Annotated in this window: 18 protein-coding genes and 2 pseudogenes; 16 read left to right on the forward strand and 4 right to left on the reverse strand. The window is 65.1% G+C overall.

The features are described 5' to 3' along the window. Nucleotides 1-71: 71 nt before the first annotated feature. Genes KO481_RS12945 through KO481_RS12955 form a run of 3 tightly spaced genes read left to right on the forward strand, consistent with a single transcriptional unit; the run spans nucleotide 72 to nucleotide 3192 of the window. Nucleotides 72-989 (forward strand): crotonase/enoyl-CoA hydratase family protein, encoded by a 918-nt coding sequence (locus tag KO481_RS12945; protein ID WP_215917275.1) that lies wholly within the window; start codon nucleotides 72-74, stop codon nucleotides 987-989. Nucleotides 990-1048: 59 nt separating this feature from the next. Next, nucleotides 1049-2593 (forward strand): AMP-binding protein, encoded by a 1545-nt coding sequence (locus tag KO481_RS12950; protein ID WP_308166566.1) that lies wholly within the window; start codon nucleotides 1049-1051, stop codon nucleotides 2591-2593. Beyond that, nucleotides 2590-3192: a TetR/AcrR family transcriptional regulator gene (locus KO481_RS12955; protein ID WP_308166567.1), complete on the forward strand. Its 603-nt coding sequence runs from the start codon at nucleotides 2590-2592 to the stop codon at nucleotides 3190-3192. Before KO481_RS12950 ends, KO481_RS12955 begins: the two co-directional genes overlap by 4 nt. A gap of 3 nt (nucleotides 3193-3195) precedes the next feature. Here the strand turns inward: KO481_RS12955 and KO481_RS12960 are convergent, their stop codons facing one another. Continuing rightward, nucleotides 3196-4440 (reverse strand): cytochrome P450 family protein, encoded by a 1245-nt coding sequence (locus KO481_RS12960; RefSeq protein WP_215917277.1) that lies wholly within the window; start codon nucleotides 4438-4440, stop codon nucleotides 3196-3198. Nucleotides 4441-4714: 274 nt separating this feature from the next. Here KO481_RS12960 and KO481_RS12965 point away from each other — a divergent pair, with 274 nt between their 5' ends. The 3 genes from KO481_RS12965 to KO481_RS12975 all read left to right on the forward strand — a co-directional run bounded on the left by KO481_RS12965 (nucleotide 4715) and on the right by KO481_RS12975 (nucleotide 7629). Continuing rightward, nucleotides 4715-4975: a hypothetical protein gene (locus KO481_RS12965; protein ID WP_215917278.1), complete on the forward strand. Its 261-nt coding sequence runs from the start codon at nucleotides 4715-4717 to the stop codon at nucleotides 4973-4975. 80 nt (nucleotides 4976-5055) lie between these two features. Next, nucleotides 5056-7302, forward strand: coding sequence for a glycoside hydrolase family 65 protein (locus tag KO481_RS12970; protein WP_215917279.1), 2247 nt, complete (start codon nucleotides 5056-5058; stop codon nucleotides 7300-7302). Nucleotides 7303-7308: 6 nt separating this feature from the next. Next, the gene (locus KO481_RS12975) at nucleotides 7309-7629 is read left to right on the forward strand and encodes a hypothetical protein (protein ID WP_215917280.1); all 321 of its coding nucleotides are present in this window, start codon (nucleotides 7309-7311) and stop codon (nucleotides 7627-7629) included. A gap of 48 nt (nucleotides 7630-7677) precedes the next feature. On the opposite strand, the gene KO481_RS12980 is transcribed toward KO481_RS12975, so the two are convergent. Beyond that, complete coding sequence (locus KO481_RS12980; protein WP_215917281.1) at nucleotides 7678-8865, reverse strand: LuxR C-terminal-related transcriptional regulator; 1188 nt, start codon at nucleotides 8863-8865, stop codon at nucleotides 7678-7680. 649 nt (nucleotides 8866-9514) lie between these two features. Between KO481_RS12980 and KO481_RS42975 the strand changes: the two are divergent. The 4 genes and pseudogenes from KO481_RS42975 to KO481_RS12995 all read left to right on the forward strand — a co-directional run. Beyond that, nucleotides 9515-9662: pseudogene (locus KO481_RS42975) on the forward strand (IS5/IS1182 family transposase); the annotation flags it as partial. Between the two features lie 237 nt (nucleotides 9663-9899). Then, complete coding sequence (locus KO481_RS12985) at nucleotides 9900-10502, forward strand: non-oxidative hydroxyarylic acid decarboxylases subunit B (protein WP_215917392.1); 603 nt, start codon at nucleotides 9900-9902, stop codon at nucleotides 10500-10502. Continuing rightward, entirely contained in the window at nucleotides 10502-12004 is a 1503-nt protein-coding gene (locus tag KO481_RS12990) for a UbiD family decarboxylase (RefSeq protein WP_215917282.1), read from the forward strand. Before KO481_RS12985 ends, KO481_RS12990 begins: the two co-directional genes overlap by 1 nt. Before the next feature lie 808 nt (nucleotides 12005-12812). Continuing rightward, the gene (locus tag KO481_RS12995; RefSeq protein WP_215917283.1) at nucleotides 12813-13220 is read left to right on the forward strand and encodes a putative type II toxin-antitoxin system PemK/MazF family toxin; all 408 of its coding nucleotides are present in this window, start codon (nucleotides 12813-12815) and stop codon (nucleotides 13218-13220) included. 121 nt (nucleotides 13221-13341) lie between these two features. Here the strand turns inward: KO481_RS12995 and KO481_RS44320 are convergent, their stop codons facing one another. Together KO481_RS44320 and KO481_RS44730 are read right to left on the reverse strand one after the other, a co-directional pair. Further along, complete coding sequence (locus KO481_RS44320; protein WP_308166568.1) at nucleotides 13342-13899, reverse strand: RCC1 domain-containing protein; 558 nt, start codon at nucleotides 13897-13899, stop codon at nucleotides 13342-13344. Nucleotides 13900-13920: 21 nt separating this feature from the next. Beyond that, nucleotides 13921-14262: pseudogene (locus KO481_RS44730) on the reverse strand (chromosome condensation regulator); the annotation flags it as partial. Between the two features lie 211 nt (nucleotides 14263-14473). On the opposite strand from KO481_RS44730, the gene KO481_RS13005 reads away from it, so the two are divergent. The 6 genes from KO481_RS13005 to KO481_RS13030 all read left to right on the forward strand — a co-directional run bounded on the left by KO481_RS13005 (nucleotide 14474) and on the right by KO481_RS13030 (nucleotide 19906). Further along, nucleotides 14474-15355, forward strand: coding sequence for an LLM class F420-dependent oxidoreductase (locus tag KO481_RS13005; RefSeq protein ID WP_215917285.1), 882 nt, complete (start codon nucleotides 14474-14476; stop codon nucleotides 15353-15355). Then, complete coding sequence (locus KO481_RS13010; protein ID WP_215917286.1) at nucleotides 15352-15828, forward strand: nuclear transport factor 2 family protein; 477 nt, start codon at nucleotides 15352-15354, stop codon at nucleotides 15826-15828. Before KO481_RS13005 ends, KO481_RS13010 begins: the two co-directional genes overlap by 4 nt. A gap of 50 nt (nucleotides 15829-15878) precedes the next feature. Then, nucleotides 15879-16727 carry an SDR family oxidoreductase gene (locus tag KO481_RS13015; RefSeq protein ID WP_215917287.1) on the forward strand — a complete coding sequence of 283 codons (849 nt, stop codon included), beginning with the start codon at nucleotides 15879-15881 and terminating at the stop codon, nucleotides 16725-16727. A 206-nt stretch (nucleotides 16728-16933) separates the two neighbouring features. Then, complete coding sequence (locus KO481_RS13020; protein WP_215917288.1) at nucleotides 16934-18094, forward strand: acyl-CoA dehydrogenase family protein; 1161 nt, start codon at nucleotides 16934-16936, stop codon at nucleotides 18092-18094. Next, a complete protein-coding gene (locus KO481_RS13025; RefSeq protein WP_215917289.1) occupies nucleotides 18094-19155 on the forward strand; it encodes an acyl-CoA dehydrogenase family protein in 1062 nt (353 codons plus the stop codon). Before KO481_RS13020 ends, KO481_RS13025 begins: the two co-directional genes overlap by 1 nt. Nucleotides 19156-19165: 10 nt before the next feature. Next, nucleotides 19166-19906, forward strand: a complete 741-nt coding sequence (locus KO481_RS13030) for an SDR family NAD(P)-dependent oxidoreductase (RefSeq protein WP_215917290.1) — start codon at nucleotides 19166-19168, stop codon at nucleotides 19904-19906. Nucleotides 19907-19955: the final 49 nt, after the last annotated feature.

Genomic DNA, 19955 nt, shown 5'->3' on the forward strand with positions numbered 1-19955 from the left:
GATCCATTGACAGTCCAAATGGACTGTGAAAACGTTTCGACACCATCGCTGCCGAGGTTTGGGACGCCGACATGACTTTCATCGGAGACACCGTCGACTACGAAGTGCGTGAACGTCGCGCTTACCTCACGTTGAATCGCCCCGACAGGCTCAACGCGATCACCGCCGACATGGCCCGAGAGATCGAGGACGCGGTTGCCCAGGCGAATGCCGACGATTCGGTGCGCGTCATCGTGGTCCAGGGAGCGGGGCGTGCGTTCTGCGCAGGCTACGACCTGAAGGTCTATGCCGAGGGCGGCGTGGAACACCAAGGCACGGTGTGGGATCCGATCAAGGACTTCCGGATGATGAAGGGCAACACCGACCACTTCTTCTCGCTCTGGCGATCGGCGAAGCCGACTGTCGCCAAGGTTCACGGGTATGCCGTTGCGGGTGGCAGCGATATCGCTCTTTCGTGCGATCTGGTGGTGATGGCCGAGGACGCCCAGATCGGATATATGCCTGCACGGGTGTGGGGGTGCCCGACGACCGCGATGTGGGTCTATCGTCTCGGCGCCGAACGTGCCAAGCGCATGCTGCTCACCGGCGACACCATCGACGGTGTCCGGGCCCGGGAGTGGGGGCTGGTCATCGACGCTGTTCCCGCAGCCGAACTCGACGCCGCGGTCGAAAAGCTCGTCGATCGTATGGCAGGTATCCCGATCAATCAGCTGGTCATGCAGAAGATGATGATCAACCAGGCCTATGACAACATGGGCCTGCAGACAACCCAGAATCTCGCCGTGTTGTTCGACGGCATAACACGGCATTCTCCAGAAGGTCGCTGGTTTGTCGACTTCGCCCAGGAACACGGCTTCGGCACCGCGGTCCAGTGGCGCGACAGCGGCCGCTTGATTCCCGACGGCGGAGGTGACATCCCCACCGAGGACGAAATCGCCCGAATGAAGCGAGAACTCGACGAGAAGGCCGCGGCACAGGCGAGCCGATGAGGGCGCTCACCGAATCCGCCTGGCCGGCGGATACCAGCCGGCCTGTCCTCGATATCTCCGTGGGCGAACTGTTGGAGCAGGCCGCAGCCGAGGTGCCCGATAGGCTCGCTCTGGTATCGGTTGCTCCGGAACGCGAAGCTCGCACCTGGACCTACGCAGAGTTGTGCGACGATGCCGAGCGGGCGGCCGCCTGGCTGCTCGACCGTTTCCGGCCGGGCGAACATGTCGCGGTATGGGCCCCGAACGTCCCGGAATGGATTGTGCTCCAGTACGGTGCCGCGCTCAGCGGACTGGTGCTCGTGACCACCAATCCCGCACTGCGCGGACTCGAACTCGAGTACGCCCTGGACAGGTCGCATGCGGTCGGCATCTTCTTCGTCGACAGCTTTCGTGGTTCCGATATGGCCGCACTTGTCCGAGCCGTACTTCCCGCGGTGCCCGCGGTGCGCGAGGCAATCGCCTTGGAGGGTTGGCTCGGAGAGGTGCGTAGTACCGCCAAGCGAGCGGAGCTGCCGGTTGTCGACCCCCGGTCCGCCACCCAGATCCAGTTCACCTCCGGCACCACCGGTGGCGCGAAACCAGCGGTGCTCTCGCACCGGGCGATGGTCACCAATGCTGCCTTCGTCCGCGACCGCTGCACCGAGGCGCGGGCGGCGACGTTCGCCACCGCCCTGCCCCTGTTCCACACCGCGGGTTGCGGTCTGGCCGGGATGGGATCGGTGTATCAGCGGGGAACACTGGTCCTCGGCGAGATCTTCGATCCGGCGACGATGCTTGCGGCTATACAGAATTACCGAGCTGAGATCTTCGGTGGCGTGCCCGCCATGCTGCACGCCATGCTCGCGCATCCGGCGCTGGCCAGTTTCGATCTCGGTTCGCTGAAGGTCGTGATGTCCGGAGGCGATGCGGTCCCGCCTGCCCTGGTCGATGGTTGGGCGACGGCCTGCGGTGCTGTGACCAGCGCGGTCTACGGCCAGACCGAACTCGGTCCGATCGTCTGCCAGACGCGCCCGACGGACAGCCGCGAGGACAATCTCTTCACGGCGGGGCAGCCGCTTCCCCAGGTCGAAGTATCCATCCGCGATCCCGTTACCGGCGCGGTGCGGGCCACCGGGGTCGAGGGCGAAATCTGCGCGCGCGGATACCAGCAGATGATCGGCTATCTCGATATGCCGACCGAGACCGCCCAGACGATCGATGCCGACGGCCGGCTGCACACCGGCGACCTCGGAACGATGGACGAACGCGGATATGTGCGGGTCACGGGACGGCTGAAGGACATGATCATTCGTGGCGGGGAGAACATCTATCCGCGCGAGATCGAGGAGGTCTTGGCCGCGCACCCCGCGATCACCGACGCGGTCGTGCTCGGTCTGCCCGACCCTGCGTGGGGCGAAAGTGTGGCAGCCGTCGTCCGGCTCGACCCGGCGCAGCAGTCTCCCGCCTCGGGCGAACTGCACGACTACCTGCGAGAACGCCTCGCGCCGCATAAAACCCCGAAGTCCTGGTTCATTGGCGAGAGCTGGCCGGTGACTGCCCTGGGCAAGGTCCAGAAATTCCGGCTTCGCGATCAGATCGCCAACGGTGAACTCAGGCCGTTGTGAACCGGAAACCGGGAGGCCTGACGCGTAGAGAACAGCACGCGAGAACGCGTCAGGTCCTTCTGGACGCCACGATCAGATGTCTGGTCGACCATGGTTACGCGGGCACGACAACACAACGGATCCAGGACGCGGCCGGGGTCTCGAGGGGTGCGCTGCTGCATCATTTCGGCTCGAAATCGGAGTTGCTCGTCGCTGCGATCCACCACATCGCCGATATCCGCCTGCACCACGTCGGTGAACTCGTTACCGATCTCGGCGACGGACCCGAGGCCCTGGAGCAGCTGGTGCACGCGATCCGATCGGCGATGGCGGGCCCTCCCTTTCAGGCCGCTATCGAACTGTGGGCCGCCGCCCGCACCGACCGGGAGTTGCGCGCCGCGCTGCTGCCCGCGGAGACGAGACTGGGCTGCGCCCTTCGCACGCTTTTCCACCGCCACGCGGGCATCCCCGATCCCGGCGCAGCGCGTATCGCATTCGAGTCGCTGATGGCCCTTATCCGAGGGCTCGAACTGACCCGCATCATACGAACCGATCAGTCCCTGGCCGACCAGATCATCGAGGACTGGCTCAGCAACGTCGCCCGGCTGCGCCGAGAATGACGGCTACACCGGCGTGAGCGGAGGCGACGCGGGGAAATGGACGGGTAGCGTAGTCAGTGCACGATGGAAAGCGCCTGTCCGCCAAGTCAGCTCGGCGGCCGGCACTCCGAGACGCAGCTCGGGCAAGCCGTCGAGCAACTGGTCGATGGCGTCCTGAGCGATCAGGTAGGCCAGCGAATTGGCCGGACACCGATGCGGCCCGCCGCCGAAGGCCAGGTGAGCACGATTGCCGATGTGCTGGTCCGTGCCGATCACCGGATCTGTGTTGCAGCCCGCCAAACTGATGACCACGGGCTGGTTGGCAGGCAACCAGAAGTCATCAATGAGGATCGGCTGCCGCGGGAAAACGAAACAGAAGTTGGCCATCGGCGGATCGTTGAACAGGACTTCATCGAGCGCGTCACGGGTCGACAGGCTTCCGCCCACGACGCTGCCCCCGAACTGTTCGTCGGTGAGGATGACGCGCAGCGCATTGGCTATCAAGTTCTGCAGCGGTTCGATGCCTGCCCCGTAGAGCGTGGCCACCTGGTTCACGATCTCGGAGTCGCTCAGGTCGGTCGAGTACCGAATTATCCGGGTCGTCACGTCGTCGCCGGGCTCGGCGCGCTTGAGATCGATCAACTCCAGCAACGACTCGATGAGAACCCTGCCTCCGCGCTCGGCATCGACGCCCTCGAACATCGCCGCCATCCCGGCAGCGGCGCGCTGCGCGATCTCGGTCGGGGACCCCATCAGAACATTCAGCACGCCGAACGTGAGCGGAAAAGCATACTGCTGGATCAGGTCCGCGGATCCGTCCTCGCAGAACGAGTTGATCAACTGGACAGCGACCCGTTCGACCGTGTCGTGCACGCGGTACGGATTGACATCCGCGAGGCCCGCGACGATGGCCTGCCGATACCGGGCGTGAACGGCGCCGTCGTTACGCCGCGCGTTCGGTCGCCACTGCATGAGCGGAAGCACCGGGCAATCCGTCGCGATGTTCTGTTGCCAGGCACGCGGATCGGCCGGAAACCGCTCCGGATCGTTGAAGATCTGCAACGCCGTGTAGTACCCGATCACCAGTGTGGCAGGCACGCCAGGCGCCAATTCCACCGGAACCAGAGACCCGTACTGTTCACGCATCGCTTGATAGGCGCTGTGCGGGTCCTTTGCGAAATCCTTTGCATACAGGGAAATTCGCGGTCCGTCGATATCGATCGGTGAACCGTGCAGAGGCCGGCCCGATCGATGGCTGGAAGTCGTCACGAACGAATCCTAGGCGGTAGACCGGAGTTATCGGCCGAGATGCGAACGATGTGCCCAGGTTGCGTAGCAGGCGGAACAGCTCTCGACCGGCCGGACTCATCACGAAACTCTATGCCGCCCAACAAGATCGTGAAGTGATGCTGGAGTACCGAGGTGTCCGGCGCGCGCGGCGGCGGGCGCCGTCGATGGCGAGGTCGGATATTCGAACGGTCCGAATGCCTGGCGCCGTCATGGCTTTCACCGATCCGTGTCGGCTGTGGATCTCAGTGGTGGTGTGGCCGGTTCCGCCACGGCCGTCTGCGCCGACGAGCTGGGCCTGGTCTCACCCCGCACCTTCGGACCCGCACCGGGTGGTCGGTCGATGGGCACCGGATCGAGGCGCCGCCGGAATATCTCGCGAGGCCCGGGCAAGATCTGGGTCTACGGATCGATCCGCGTCCGCGACGGCCAGGCGGTCACCCTCACCGACCACACCGAAATCGAGGTCGTGGCGGGTGTCGAGTTTGCTTCGCGCCTACTGTGCGTGTCGTATTGACCGACGCCCGTCCGACTCTGAGGATGGGCGGCGTGACCTGGATCGGGAGCATAGTGCGGGCGCGGGGTGGGTGGCTGTGGATGGCGTTGGTCGTACAGGCCAGTGTGGTAGTCCCGGTGACGCTGGTGCCCGGTATCGCAGGCGCGAACCACGGCGCGGATGCGGAGTGGTCGGCCACTTCGGATATGTTCGCTCCGAACGATTTTCGAGCCGCCCCGTATCTGGGTAACGGGCGGATCGGCACGATGCTGCCACCCAGCGGCGGTGGGTATCACGATTACGGTGACACCGCACGCACGGCGTATCCGTTGCAGCAGCCTCGGTATACCGGCACGTACTTGGCGGGTTTCTATGCGCAGGCGGCTCCGTCACCTCAGTACACACAGGTGATCGCGGCGTTACCGGCCTGGTCGGGGTTCACCGTCGGGGTCACCGGCCATCAATATTACGCCGACGTGGATCCGGCGGCCGTGCACGGCTACAGGCAGACGCTGGATTACCGGACCGCCACGGCGACAACGCAAGTCACCTGGGCACCGGATCGCGAGCATCGGGTACGGCTCCGTTACGACACGTTCGTGTCCCGCTCGCGACCCGATCTGGCAGTGCAGCGGTTGACCCTCACCCCAGACTTCTCGGGAGATCTCGAAGTCACCGATCTGATCGACACCGCCGCCGCGCGACGGGTGTCCCCGGTGACCGCCTTCGCCGATCCGGCCCGCAAGCAGAGCGTCGCCGGGGTGCGCGCGGACGGCTCGGCGGACACCGCGTTCGTGGTTTCGGCCGTCGATACGCCGCAGCGCACCGCGACCGCAGCGCTGCCCGGCACCAGCGGGATCCGCTACACCACGCCGGTGACCGAGAGTGGCAGTTACATCTTCACCAAGTACGTGGGGATCTCGTCCACCGACTACGGTCCCGATCCGCAGGCCGCCGCCACCACCGCGGCCGAGTCCGGCCGTGCGGAGGGTTACGACGCCGAATACAGCACGCATACCGCCGCGTGGGACCAGCTGTGGCAGAAAGGGATCGATACCCCCGGCCGCGACGACTACACCCGGTGGGTCCACGCGGCCCTGTATTCGGTGCTGGCCAGTGTCCGCGCAGGCGAACGGTGGGCAGTGCAGCCCGCGGGACTGTCGTCCGACGACTACGGCGGCATGACGTTCTGGGATGCCGACACCTGGATCTTCCCGACACTGCTGGCGCTGTATCCGGACCTGGCGCGCACGATAGTCGACTTCCGTGGCGCCGCCCTGGCCACCGCGCGGGCCAACGCTCGCGGTTACGGGCTGCCGGGTGCGTTGTATCCGTGGAACGACGGCCCCGCCCAGCGGTGTGCCTCACCGACGGTCTGCGGGCTTACCGAGGAGCATCTGCACAACGAAATCGCCCTGGCCCAGTGGCAGTACTACACCGCTACCGGCGATCGGCACTGGTTGCATACCAGGGGTGCCCCGGTGATCACCGCGATCGCCGACTACCTCACCGCTCGGATCGGCCCGAAAATGCCCGACGGCAAATACCATTACGTGCCCGCGGCCGGTGCCGACGAGTACGTCCCCCTATCGGTCGACAATGCCCTCACCAACGGCGGCGTGATGAACACGATGCGTATCGCCGCCCACGCCGCCGGGTTGGCCGGGCTGCCGGTCGACCCGCGCTGGGCCGACATCGCTGCCAACATGGCCATGCCACCCGACATCGCCCCTGGCGTACCCGCCGAATACCTCGGGTACGCGGGCGCGCCGATCAAGCAGGCGGATACCGTCCTGCTCAGCTATCCGTTCTCCTACGCCGCACCCGGGTATTCGCCGGTCGACACCCTGCACTACTACTTCGACCGGACCGACCCCGGCGGCCCGAACATGAGTAACGCCGTCGGCGCGATCCTCAGCGCCGAATACGACCCCTGCCGTACCCAGTACTACCTGGACCAGTCGGTGCAGCCATACGTGCGCGGTCCCTACAGCTTCCAGTCCGAGGCCCGCGGTGAGCGTTCCGGCGCCAACACAATCGGCCAGGCGGCCTGGATCTTCGTTACCGGCGCGGCGGGTTTCCTGCAGGGACTGCTCTACGCCCCGACCGGTCTGCGCTGGACCGATGCGAGTCCGCGACTGAACCCCATGCTGCCCAACGGATTCCCACACGGCATGACCATCCGCGGGCTCTCGGTGGGCGCGAGCACCATCACCGTCCGCATCGCCCCGGACACAACGACGCTCACCCTCACCTCCGGTGACCCGATCACCTTCGACACCCCCGCGGGCCCGAAAACCGTCACCTCGACACGACCGCTACGGATACCCACCCGATCAGCCTGCTAGCCACAGTTGCAAGCCCTGTTGTTCTTCGATCTGGACGACGGCGGGCCCCGCAACCTCGAGAGCATGGGCCGACGCTGGCGACCGCTGGCCGCCGCGCTCGGACTGCCCGAAGGGGTCACACCGCACCGCTTGCGCAAACACCTTGGTACCGAGGGCATCTCGGCCGGGCTGGACGTGACCGAGGTCGCCGACCAGTCGGTCAACACCTCCCGTGTACTGCGGAAATCGTCCGTGTGTCGGCATCAGCCACACGCCGACGTGACTGCACTCATCGGCAACAAGCTCGGCCCCGCACTCAAGGAGGTCGCACGCCGCCGCACCGGCTAGGGTCACGTACCGAACCGAGGGGTGGCACCGCAGCTGCCACCCCTCAACTCACTTCGACACAGGCTCCAGGCTTTCCAAATACGTCGCGACTGCATGGCCGCGGTTGGTCACACCAAGTTTTTGCAGAATGCGTTTCACATGCGACTTAACGGTCTCCTCGGACAAGGAAAACGATGTCGCGATCTCCCGGTTGGTGGCCCCGGTGGTCATCAGCCGCAGGACCTCGTACTCCCGTCGGGTCAGATCGGAGACGACTTCGCTGCGACTTTGCCACGGCACTATCGGGGCTGGTTCGTCGGATCCCAACAGCGGAATGCCACCGGCCAGGTTGCCCAGTACACGGCCTGCCGAGCGTGCGAGCTGTTCGGCGCCCCTTTGCTGAAACTGCAATTGCTCGATCAGGATCGCTCGCTCCACGATCTGTCCCAGCGAGGCGGCGAAGGAGGCGATGACGTCACGGTCGACCTCATCTACCGGCCGATCGCTGAAATACGCATCGCCGTGTATCGTCGCGACGACATCTCCATCAGCGATCACCGGCGCACCGACATAGTTTGAGGCTTGCATCTTTTGCACGATCGGCTGAAACGCGTTGGGGTCGTTCAGTGCATCGGTGACGATCGCCGGGGAGCGGCGCCGAATCATCAGCGCCTCGGGGCGTTGTGGCACCAGATCGTATCTGGTACTGGCCGAAAGGGCCTGGCAGTCCCGCGCCCACTCGTCGTGATCGACGAAAACGGTGGCGACGGCGCGCAATAGGTCGCCCTCATGGTGGAAAACCATCGACCGCTCGATCCCGGGAAGGTCGCACATCGTCGTGGCCGCGCGTTCAAAAAGGGTCTTGACACCCACTAACGGGGACAACCGCGCGCTCACCTGTTGCCCGACGGTGAGCATACGCAGCCGCTCCTCACGGACGGCCTGCCGATGGTTGGACCGGATGTCCTGAAGCTCGAGGGTGATTTCACACAGTTCGGCGAGTTCTCGCGGGTCCCTGGTGATGGCACGGTCACACATCGCGCGAAGCAGTTCGTCGTGGAGTTCGTCCGCGCGAGCGCCCAGCTCGGTCAGGAATCGGTCCTTGTCGACGTCGACGCGGGCGAGTCGTCGAACCGGCAGCATGTCGGCCGCGTTGGCGAACGCGCGTTGGTAACTGCGCACAAGTCCTGCCGACGTGGACTGCCAGGTGTCGCGTACCTGCTTCCGGTCGGATGCCGAGGAGAATTCAACCGGCATCGCTGCGCCTCAATGCTAGCGCCACCGGCCTTGCCAGCGGCCGCTTCGCACGGGGGCAACCCATCCGACGACTAGCTACTGGTGTGACGCGCCGCCCCCTGGCGACCACAAGGGGGGCGGGACGAGGGGAATCAGCGTTGGCCCGAATCGTCGATACCAGCCGCTGCGCAAGCTCGCCGGGACCGCGCTTCGGTACCACGCCGATCGGCGCCAACCACGCTTCGATCTCCACGCATATTATGGTAGCCATCGTCTTGCGTCCTGAATGCTGGACCAGGGGGTGACGCGTTCCAACAACCCCGGCGGGCAGTTGCCCGTTGTGGCCGGCGACGAACCACTGGGCGTAGTTGGTGAAAGTGCGACGACTGCAACGCACGCTATGGGCTGCGGCCCAGCAGTCCGAGCGTCGGCGTTTCCACGCCCAGTACGACCCTATCCACAGGGGTGACATCCTGGGGGGCGTCGGCAACAGAGGTACGGCCGGGATTGATTGTGCGACCCTGGTCGCGGTGGAGGAATGCGATCTTGTGAAGGTTATTCCTCTCAGACTCGAACACCGTCAGCGGCAGAGCCCCGTCCACCGGCAGCATCCTTGTTCGTCTTCACTCGGCGAAACGCTTCGTGCACAGCCCATTTCGAGATTTCGCAGGCACCGGGCCTAAATACGGCGTTGCTGGCAGCGAAAACTACTGGGCACGAGCATGTTTCGGTGACGGCACCCTCGATCGGGCAAGCATCGTCATGGCAGCGGCAGCATCCAGGTCATCACCGCACCCGACAGATGGCCGCTGTGGACCCGCGTGGGCGACTGAGCGCGGGCCGGATCACCCCTTTCGAGGGACGAAGATCCCTCTTTTTGGTCTACCCCAGGTTGACTCGCGGTGATTGCATGAGATGCGTGGGTTGCAACCCGAGGAGGAGGACGCTCCTCCGGCGGGTCTACCAGATAGATGCACCTCCGTCCGAAAAGTGATTTCTAGGCGCGGACATCGAGGGCATATCAAGCACGCATGCAACAGTGGAGTGACTGTGGAATGAGAAATATCATAGTAGGCATGACCGGGGCGACCGGCGCGATCTTTGGCGTCGAGTTGCTTCGTCAACTGCAGCAATATAGCGATGTGCACACACACTTGGTGCTATCGCGGTGGGCGCGAGCAACCATTCATTTGGAGACAGGATTGTCCGCGCGCGACGTTGCTGACTTAGCCGATGTTGTCTATTCATGGGATGATCAGGCAGCGGCAATCTCATCGGGTTCGTACCAGATGGAGGGCATGGTGATCGTGCCGTGCAGCATGAAGACGCTGGCAGGGATCCGGACGGGCTATGCCGACGGGTTGATTGGCCGCGCAGCGGACGTGACGCTGAAGGAACGGCGGCGGCTGGTGCTGGTGCCGCGTGAGAGTCCGCTGAGTGAAGTTCATCTAGAGAATATGCTGGCACTGGCTCGCATGGGCGTCAGTATCGTCCCGCCTATGCCGGCGTTCTACACGCATCCAAAATCCATCGACGACATCGTTCGTCACATCGTGACCCGAATTCTGGACCAGTTCGGCATCGAATCACCTACCGCGAAACGGTGGAATGGTATGTCAGCCCAGAAGTCGTTGAACCTTAAGGCGGTGAATGTGTGATGGCCAGAATTAAGGACCTTCGAGAGTATTTGCGTGTGCTGGACTCGCTGGGCGATGTCGAGCACATCGAACGCCCTGTTAGTGCGATGCTCGAGGCCGCGGCGATTACGCGACGCTCAACCGAGCAGCGCCGGCCGGCGCCGTTGTTCGACAAGATCGAAGGGGTAGCACCGGGATTCCGGATGCTGGGTGCTGCCGGTGCGCTGTCCAGCGATGTAAACCATCCAATGGCGCGAGTGGCGGTCTCGCTGGGTTTGCCGCACGACGTGACCGCCGAGGAATTGGTGGAGCACCTGGTGGAAGTGCATGGAAAGGATCCCATCCCGCCGACCCTGATCTCAGCAGATTCGGCCCCGTGCAAGCAGAACATTCTGCTCGGCGCCGACGCGACGCTGGATCGGTTTCCGATTCCGCAGGTGCATCAAGATGACGGCGGCCCCTACCTCAACACCTGGGGCATCATTGTCGCGAAGACACCAGACGGGCGGTGGACGAACTGGTCGATCTCGCGCATCATGGTGCTCGATAGCCACCACATGACCGGCTTGTTCTTACCTCAGCAACACATCGGGATGATCTGGGCTGAATGGGCAAAGATCGGCAAACCGATGCCGTTCGCCGTCGTACAGGGTGGTGATCCCGGAGTGCCGATGATCGGCGGGATGCCCATTCCAGCCGAGATGGATGAAGGAACGTTCCTGGGTACGCTTTACGGCGAACCCCTCGAGGTCGTCAAGTGTGAGACGGTCGATCTTGACGTGCCCGCGACTGCGGAAGTCGTGATCGAAGGACACGTCTCGATCACGCGTGACGCCACCGAAGGCCCTTATGCCGAGTTTCACGGCTACGCGCTTCCAGAGACCTCGCCGGAGCCGATATACACGATCGAGGCGATCACCTACCGCGACAACCCGATCTGGCCAGTCACCTCCACCGGCCGCCCGCCCGATGACGCCCAGATCGCCCCGGCGGTGGGGGTATCGGCCGAGGTGCTGGCGCTGCTGCGCAACGCCGGCCTGCCCATCACCACCGCGTGGCTGCAAGTGGAGACAGCCTGCCACTGGATGCTAATCACGGTCCCGCAACATTGGCGCGATGCGCTCGCGGAGACCAGCAGCACCAAGTTCGTGCATCGGATCGGGGAGTTGATGAGCACCAACCGGGTTGGCCACATGTGCCCGGTGACCTATGTACTCGACGACGACATCGACCCATCCAACACCTGCGATGTGTTGTGGGCGCTCGGTACCCGCATCCATCCCAGCCTCCGACAACAGCACTGGGAGGTCCCAATCCTGCCGTGGTATCAGTGCTACACAGAAGAGGAACGCCACAGCGGCCGAGGGCCGATCGTCGTGCACGACGGTTTGCTTGCCTCAGTAGAAGACGGACGAGCGTACGCGGCGACGTTCGACAACCTCTACCCGCCCGAAATCCGTGAACGCATCATCGCGGCCGAGTCCAACGCTCTTCGCCCGAACTATGATCGCCCAGGCCCGTGAGTGTGCCACAGCAATTTGTTCGCGACCTGTCCACCAAACTCATCTCCGATGTCGAGGATGGCTGAGCCCCCTGTGTTCGTCCGCAGACGGCACCGATACACCGAGCCGGGCTCACCAGGGTAACCGACGAGGTCCCGGGAGCGATCGCTCCCGGGACCTCGTCCTGTTTCGTCCTAGCCGACTGAGCAGATCTACCACGACGTCCGGAGGATTCTTGACGAACCTGCACGCGCCCGGGAACCGCACGGGCACGGCCCGCATCCGTCGACGGATGCGGAAACACACCAGAGTCACTCTCACGTGACACAACCAGCTCCTGACGGCGGTAGCTGTATCTACACCTGTTGACCCAGAGGCATTTTGACACCAATGCACACGAAAAATACTGGTATCACAGGATTTCGATGCCATCGCCACAGCAGTCACGCAGAGTCGTGCCGGATCGGGGGCTTGGCGAGGCTGCGCTCGGCCGAAGCGACCGCGAAACACACTCCGCTGCAATGCGACAACGCACCAGGTCTCTATTGGAGTCGCCCACGCCCCAGCGCTCGAATGATCACGAGCATGCCCGGCAGCTTGCTCCATGTAGTGGTGATGGACGGATTACAGCGATTCGGGGTGCCGGGGGAGCGGCGGACAAGCGAAGCGCCTGCCGCGATCGTGGCACCCTCCCCATGGAGGGCCATATGGCGCCCATAGGCGGCCATCGTCTTCGACCCACCGGCCCCCTTCGTCCATGCCCCGGGGAGCAGTTGGATGACTTCGGGGAGGTGGTTAGGGTTGGAGCCGGGATCTCGAAGGGGACTGCATGCGACGCGGAGAAGTCTGGTGGGCCGAGTTCGATGAACGGCGCCCTGTGGTTTTGCTCGGCGGCGACGAGTCGTCCGGCTTCCAGGTGTTGCAGATCGTGCCGCCGTCGGGTATCGACATCAGCGGGTTGGGCATCGAGGTACAGATAGGTGCCATCGAGGGGCTGCCGTACCAGGGTGTATTACGGCTTGGGTTCCCGAATCCGGAATTCGCCTTCTGTACCTGGCTGACCACCGTCACCGCGGAATCGCTCCGTGAACGGGCGATGGTCTTGACGTCGGCCAAGCTCGACGAGATCGATGAGGCCCTGCGGCTGACTGCCCAGCCGCAGGAATCGACCCCTGAGGCGACGGCCAGGCTCAACGAGATCAGGGATGCGCTGCGGCGGGGCGAGTTTCAGAACTGATTTGCGTTCTTGTCGGCCATGGCGCGCACGTTGCCGGCCGAGTGCCGACGGCAGGCCCGATCTTCGGCAATAGGGCGCGTTCGGCTCGGCGCCATCGAGGTCGACATCGACGACTGTCCAGCTACGGGTTCGCGACTCGAGCTTGTCGGTCGGGCCCCGGTTGATCACCGGACGCCGGCGCGAAAGGAGGATGCAAAGCCTGGACTTCCGACCAGGTGTCGACATCGCACTGACCGTCGGCGTTGTTCCCGGTGCTGAGGACCGTGCCGTCGGCGCGCAGCCCAAGCGTGTGCGTCGAGCCGCCCGCCACGGCGACGATGTCGCGCCAGGCGCTGACCTCGCACTGCCCGAAGCTGTTGTCTCCGACCGCAAGGACCAGGCCGAACTCCGTGACACCGACGGTGTGATAACTGCCTGCGCTCAGCGCGACAACGTCTTCCCACTGCTCGACGTCGCACGCTCCGGTAGTTCGATCTCCGGTTGCGATGACCCGCCCGTCGGCCCGGAGGCCGACGGTGTGGAGATATCCGGCTGCGATGTCGCACAGGTCACGCCAACCGCCGACCGAACACTGCCCTCGTCGACTGTTCCCCGCTGCCAGAGCCGTGCCATCCGACCTCACACCGACTGAATGCCAGTCGCCGCACGAGACAGCGACTACCTCGCGCCAGCGCTGCACGTCGCACGCTCCTTCGGAGGTCCTGCCGGCTGCGAGCACGGTGCCATCGGTAAGGACTCCGAGCGTGCGACGCCAGCCTGCTGCGACTGCTACGACCTCTCGCCACGCAGCTACGTCGCATTGGCCGTCGCCATTCCATCCGCTCGCCAGCAAGGTGCCATCGGATCGAAGTCCGACGGTGTGAGACCTGCCCGTGTTGTTCGCCGTGTGAACATTGCCCGCAGCAACGGCTATGACGTCTTTCCACAATTCGACGCGGCATTCGCCAGCGGCATTGGCGCCCGCGGCGACAACTGTCCCGTCCCGGCGGCAAGCTACAGAGTGTCGCCTTCCGGCCCCCAGTGCCGACGTGCGCGCTTGCATCCTGACCTCCTGACGAACTCAGGGTAGTGGACGATCAGCCTCTCGGCCTTCCCTGAACGAATGGCTATGTGCGGCAGAGGATTACAACGGACGAACGTCCGGTATTCGGCAATACCGCGCATCGTCGGCGGCACCTCGCGTCTGCCGGCGATGTCCCACTCACCAAAACCGCCCACCTGCGGTGCTGCGCAGCTCCGTAGCATCGCCGTCCATGAAATACGCGATCATCGCTCCCGCTGCCGCGGGCACCAGCGCCGATCCTGCTTGGATATCCGGCTTCGCCAGGCACGTGGAAGCGTGCGGCTTCGAGTCTCTGGTCGCCGTCGAGCACGCCGTCGTGATGAGCCGCTACGCCAGCGTCTATCCCTATGCGTCGTCGGGAAAAATGGAGCTCCCGGACAACTGTGATATTCCCGATCCCCTCGAACTTCTGGCTTTTCTGGCGGGGCAGACCACGCGGCTCGGCTTGGCGACGGGCGTACTCGTGCTGCCCAATCACCATCCCGTGGTGCTGGCCAAGCGGCTGGCCACCCTCGATCGGTTGTCGAACGGCCGGCTGCGGGTCGGCATCGGCATGGGATGGATGAAGGAAGAGATCGAGGCCTGCGGAGCCCCCTTCGAGGTCCGCGGGCGACGGGCCGACGAGCAACTGGAAGTGCTCGCCAAATTGTGGGCTGATACAGGTGCGACAGGTGTCGACCACAAGGGTGAATTCTTCAGCTTCCAGTCGGCGATGTGCTACCCGAAGCCGGCCCGGGCCGGCGGTGTGCCGATTCACGTAGGCGGCCACACCAAGGCCGCGGCGCGCCGCGCGGGACGATACGGCGCGGGGCTGCAACCACTGGGAGTCACTGGTGACGACTTGGCCGCGCTGGTCGGACTGATGCGCGAAGAAGCAGCACAGGCAGGCCGTGACCCTGCGGAGCTGGAGCTGTCGCTGGGCCACCTGGTCTCCCGTATCGACCTCGACCGCTCCGGCCGCCTTGCCCAACAGGGCGCCGATCGGCTCTTGCTGGCCCCGACCCCGACAGCCGATCTGCAACAGGCGATGGACGAGCTGTCGGCCTGCGCGCAACGGCTGGGCCTGTCATGACCGGGCTGACCATTCACGACCGAATCGCCCTGCAGGACCTCGTCCACCGCTACGCTGCAGCGGTCGACGAGCGCGATTTTCCCAGGGCCGCAGCACTTTTCACCGATGACGGGATTCTGGAGCTGCCGAATCCGCCGGCCACTCTCGACCCCGTCGTCTCCCACAACGGGATCGACGCGGTGACCGCGGCACTGGCCGCCGTGGCCGCCGTGCCGGTGACATTCCATGCGATCGTGGGCGCCGTCTTCGATCCCGGGCCCACCGCGGCAACGGCCATCGGGAGGGTCTCGTGCACCGCCCATCACCTCACCCGACGCCAAGACCACGACGCCGACCTGGTCTGGCACATCATCTATCGCGACCGCTACCGCAGCAGCCCGGCAGGCTGGTTGCTCGAACGACGCAGCCTGCATGTGGCATTCATCGAGTCCCGGCCGGTGGCGGCGATGCGAGCGCCGGGCCCGACGGGGTAGGCGTCGCCGAACCTGTGCCGCGGCAGAACTTTTCGAGGAGCTTCACACCCATGTCTTCGTCTCGTCCCACAGCACTCGTGACCGGCGCCAGCCGAGGCATCGGCCGCGCCACAGCGCTGGTGCTGGCGGGCTCCGGATTCGACGTCGCATTCACCGCGCGCACCGTGGTGGAAGGCGAAGGGACCGTGCCGGCGCGCACTACGCGGGAAGGGGAAATCAGCTTCGGAGTACCGGGCAGTCTGGCCACCACCCGCGCTGAGATCGAAAGACTGGGAACGCGTGCGTTACCGCTGCGGATGGACCTGGCAGATCCGGCCTCGGTGACCACGGCAGCAGCGGAGTTGCTTGACCGCTGGGGAGCCCCGAACCTGTTGGTCAACAACGCCATCCGGCACAAGCCACACGCCCGATTCCTCGAACTGGATCTCGATGACCTGCGAGAATCGCTGGAAGCCAATCTCATCGAGCAGATCCGCCTGACCCAGGATCTGCTGCCGGCGATGATCGACTCCGGCGGCGGCACGATCGTCAACCTGTGTTCGGGCTCAGCCGTCGTCGATCCCCCGGCTCCGCCCGGCGAAGGAGGCTGGGGACTGGGCTATTCGGCGGCGAAGGCAGCTTTCGGGCGGCTGGCCGGCGCCATCAATGCCGAGCACCGCGGCGACGGGATTCGCGCGTTCAATATCGAGCCTGGGTTCGTCATCACCGAATCGGGCGCCGCCCGTGGAGGCACCGACGACATCACGGCCGGTGGCTTCACCGGGGCGCCCTCGGACGCGTCAGGTCGAGTGATCGCATGGCTGGCCTCGGCGCCGCACACCGAAACCGACCCGTTGCTGGGAACTCTGATCAATGCACCCCGCGTCGCCAGATCCATGGCAACGCACACGCCGAAGTAGGTTCCCCGCCAACGAATTCCTCCATAGACCGCCCAGGGCGGCGTCATCGATCGCCCATCGACGACGCCGCCCCATCTGCTGTTCGCCGATGGTCCACGAACGCCCGTCGACGGCTCTGACCACCTGAGTACCGGCCCCAAAAGGCTTGTCCCGGTGAGTAGAAGGGCCGGTTGCACGTTTTCGCCCCGACAGCAGAATCACGACCCATGGATCTGCGAGAGACGAGCCGGCAACGGGCCCTACGCAGTGAGCTGCGCGAGTACTTCGCACGGCTCCTGCCCCCGGCGCAACGTCGAGAAGTGGCCGAGGCGGGCGCGGGCGGGCCGCGATTCCGCGAGGTGACCCGCATGCTCGGCCGGGACGGATGGCTCGGCGTCGGGTGGCCGACGGAGTACGGAGGCCGCGGGTTGACCGCCGAGGAGCAGTTCATCTTCTACGACGAAATTCAACGGGCGGGAGTGCCGTTCCCCCTGGTCACCATCAATACCGTGGGCCCGGCGCTCATGCAGTACGGCACCGAGGAACAAAAGGCCAGGTTCCTTCCGGGCATGCTCAGCGGCGAGATCGTGTTCGCGATCGGCTACACCGAACCCGAGGCAGGAACAGACCTCGCGTCCCTGCGGACTCGCGCCGTCGCCGACGGTGACGGGTTCGTCGTCGACGGCAGCAAGATCTTCACCACCGGCGGCAATACCGCCGACTACGTGTGGCTCGCCTGCCGCACCGACCCTGAAGCCCCCAAGCACCAAGGCATTTCGATCCTGATCGTGCCCTGCGATGACCCCGGCTACTCCTGGACCCCGATCACCACCGTCGGTGGCATGACCGTGACCGCCACCTATTACTCCGGCATCCGTGTCCCCGCGACCGACGTCGTCGGTGCGGTCAACGGCGGCTGGCGGTTGATCACCACCCAGCTCAATCACGAACGGGTCGCGCTGGCCGCCCTCGGCGGCCGGATGATCCAGCTGTGGGAGGAGACGCTGGCCTGGGCCGAGGACTCCGGCGCCACCGAACAACCTTGGGTGCGGCGCGAATTCGCTCGCACACACGCGCGCCTGGAAGCGATGCGGCTGATGAACCACCGACTCGCCGCCGAGGTCGGTGACCGAACCCTGAGCCCCGAGAAGGCCGCCGCAGCAAAGGTATACGGCACCGAAACCCATATCGACCTGCAGCGGTCGATGAGCTTCGTGCTCGGCGCCGGCGGCCGGCTCCGCCCCGGGGCGGTCCGGGCGGCGTTGCACGGACAGGTCGAGCAGCTGTCCCGACAGGGTATCGTCAACACCTTCGGAGGCGGGGTCAACGATGTACTGCGCGACATGGTCGCCACCGGTGCACTGGGGCTGCCCCGAGGTGCGCGCTGATGGACTTCCGACTCACCGATGAGCTGCTCGAGATCCGAGCGCTGGCCGCACGCATGTTCTCGGTGCTCGGCGATTCCGACACCATCTGGACCGAACTCGGCCGTACCGGACTGCTCGGGCTGGCTCTTCCCGAGGAGCACGGCGGAGCCGGATTGGGCATGGACGCTGCCTGCGAACTGCTCGAAGAGCAGGGCCGGACCGTTTCGGCCGCTCCGGTCTGGCCACACATCGTCGCCGCCTTGGCGCTGGCCCGCAACGGATTCGGCGACGTGCTCACCGGCGTGGCCGCCGGCGCACGCCGACTGACGGTGGCGCTCGAGGAATACAGCAGCGCCGCCGCGGCCGCACCGGCCTGCCGAGCCACCCCCACCGAAAACCGCGGTGACACATGGCGACTGTCGGGTGTCAAGGCTGCGGTCCCGACACCCGAGGGCGTCGACTTCGTGCTCGTCTCCGCCGTCGCCGACGACGGGCCGGGCCTGTACCTGGTGAAGAACCACGAGCTGGCCTGGGAACCCGCGCCGACAACCGATCTCGACCGCGCGCAGGATCTGGTGCTCGAGTCGACACCGGCGCTGCGGGTCGGTGGTCGGCAGACGTTGACCGAGGCAGTGCGCTGGTCGCGGCTGGCGGTAGCGGCACTGCAGGTGGGAGTCGCCGACGGCGCGCTGCGTCTGGCCGCAGACTATGTCCGCGACCGTCGCCAGTTCGGCCGCTCCATCGGTTCGTTTCAATCGGTGCAGCACCAGCTGGCCGACTGCTGGACCGACGTCGACGCCATGCGCCTGACCCTGTGGCAGGCCCTCACCTTCGACACCGACGGAAAGCATTCGGACAGAGCGGCATTGGTCGCCGCCTGGTGGTGCGGGCAGGCCGGACTCGATGTCGCGCACCGCGTCCAGCATGTCCACGGCGGCATCGGAGTCGACACCGACTACCCCGTCCACCGCCACTTCCTCTGGGGCAAACAACTCGCCGCCACTTTCGGTGGACCCGAAGCCGTCCTGCAGGAACTCGGCGAACTGCTCGTCGCCGAGAACTCACACGTCAACAAGGAATGAGAAGACAGCTATGCAAACACTGAAGGACAAAGTCGCAATCGTCACCGGCGCGGCCGGGGGAGTGGGTCGCGGTATCGCCCTGGCTCTCGCGAATGCCGGTGCCCGAGTGGCGATTCCCGATATCAAGTCGGCCGACGACCTCATTGCCCAGCTCGGCGACGACACCGCATTCGCCAAGATCTGCGATATCCGCGACAGTTCCCAGGTCAACGCCTTCGTCGACGAGGTCGTCGCCAGGTTCGGGACCGTCGACATTCTCGTCAACAACGCCATGGCATCCGCACTGCTACCGCTGATCGAAACCAGCGACAAGGACATCGAATTGGCGATGAGTACCGGCCCGATGGCCACCCTGTACTTCATGCGCTCCTGCTATCCTCACCTCGTCGACGGAGGCAGAATCATCAACCTCCGATCCGGCTCCGAAGTGACCGCGATTCCCAACTTCGTCACCTACATCGCGGCCAAATCCGCGATCGCGGGCATCACTCGCGCCGCCGCGCGCGAATGGGGCCGATCCGGCATCACCGTGAACGCCATCTGCCCGTTCGTCCTGTCCGACGCCGCAGCAGCCGAATTCGAGAAACACCCGGGACAGCTCGACAACATCCTCACCAACCTGTCGATCCCCCGCGTCGGCCATGCCGAGAACGACATCGGCCGTGCCGTGGTCTATCTCGCCGGACCGGACGGGAGCTACGTCACCGGGACCACCCTCAGTGTGGACGGCGGCGCCGCCTTCATGGCGTAGCGGCCGCATCGCCGCAACCGCCCGCCCGAATCGCCCTGCGCCCCAAGGA

The sequence above is a fragment of the Nocardia albiluteola genome (assembly GCF_018860155.1).
In the GTDB taxonomy this organism is placed as follows: Bacteria; Actinomycetota; Actinomycetes; order Mycobacteriales; family Mycobacteriaceae; genus Nocardia; species Nocardia albiluteola.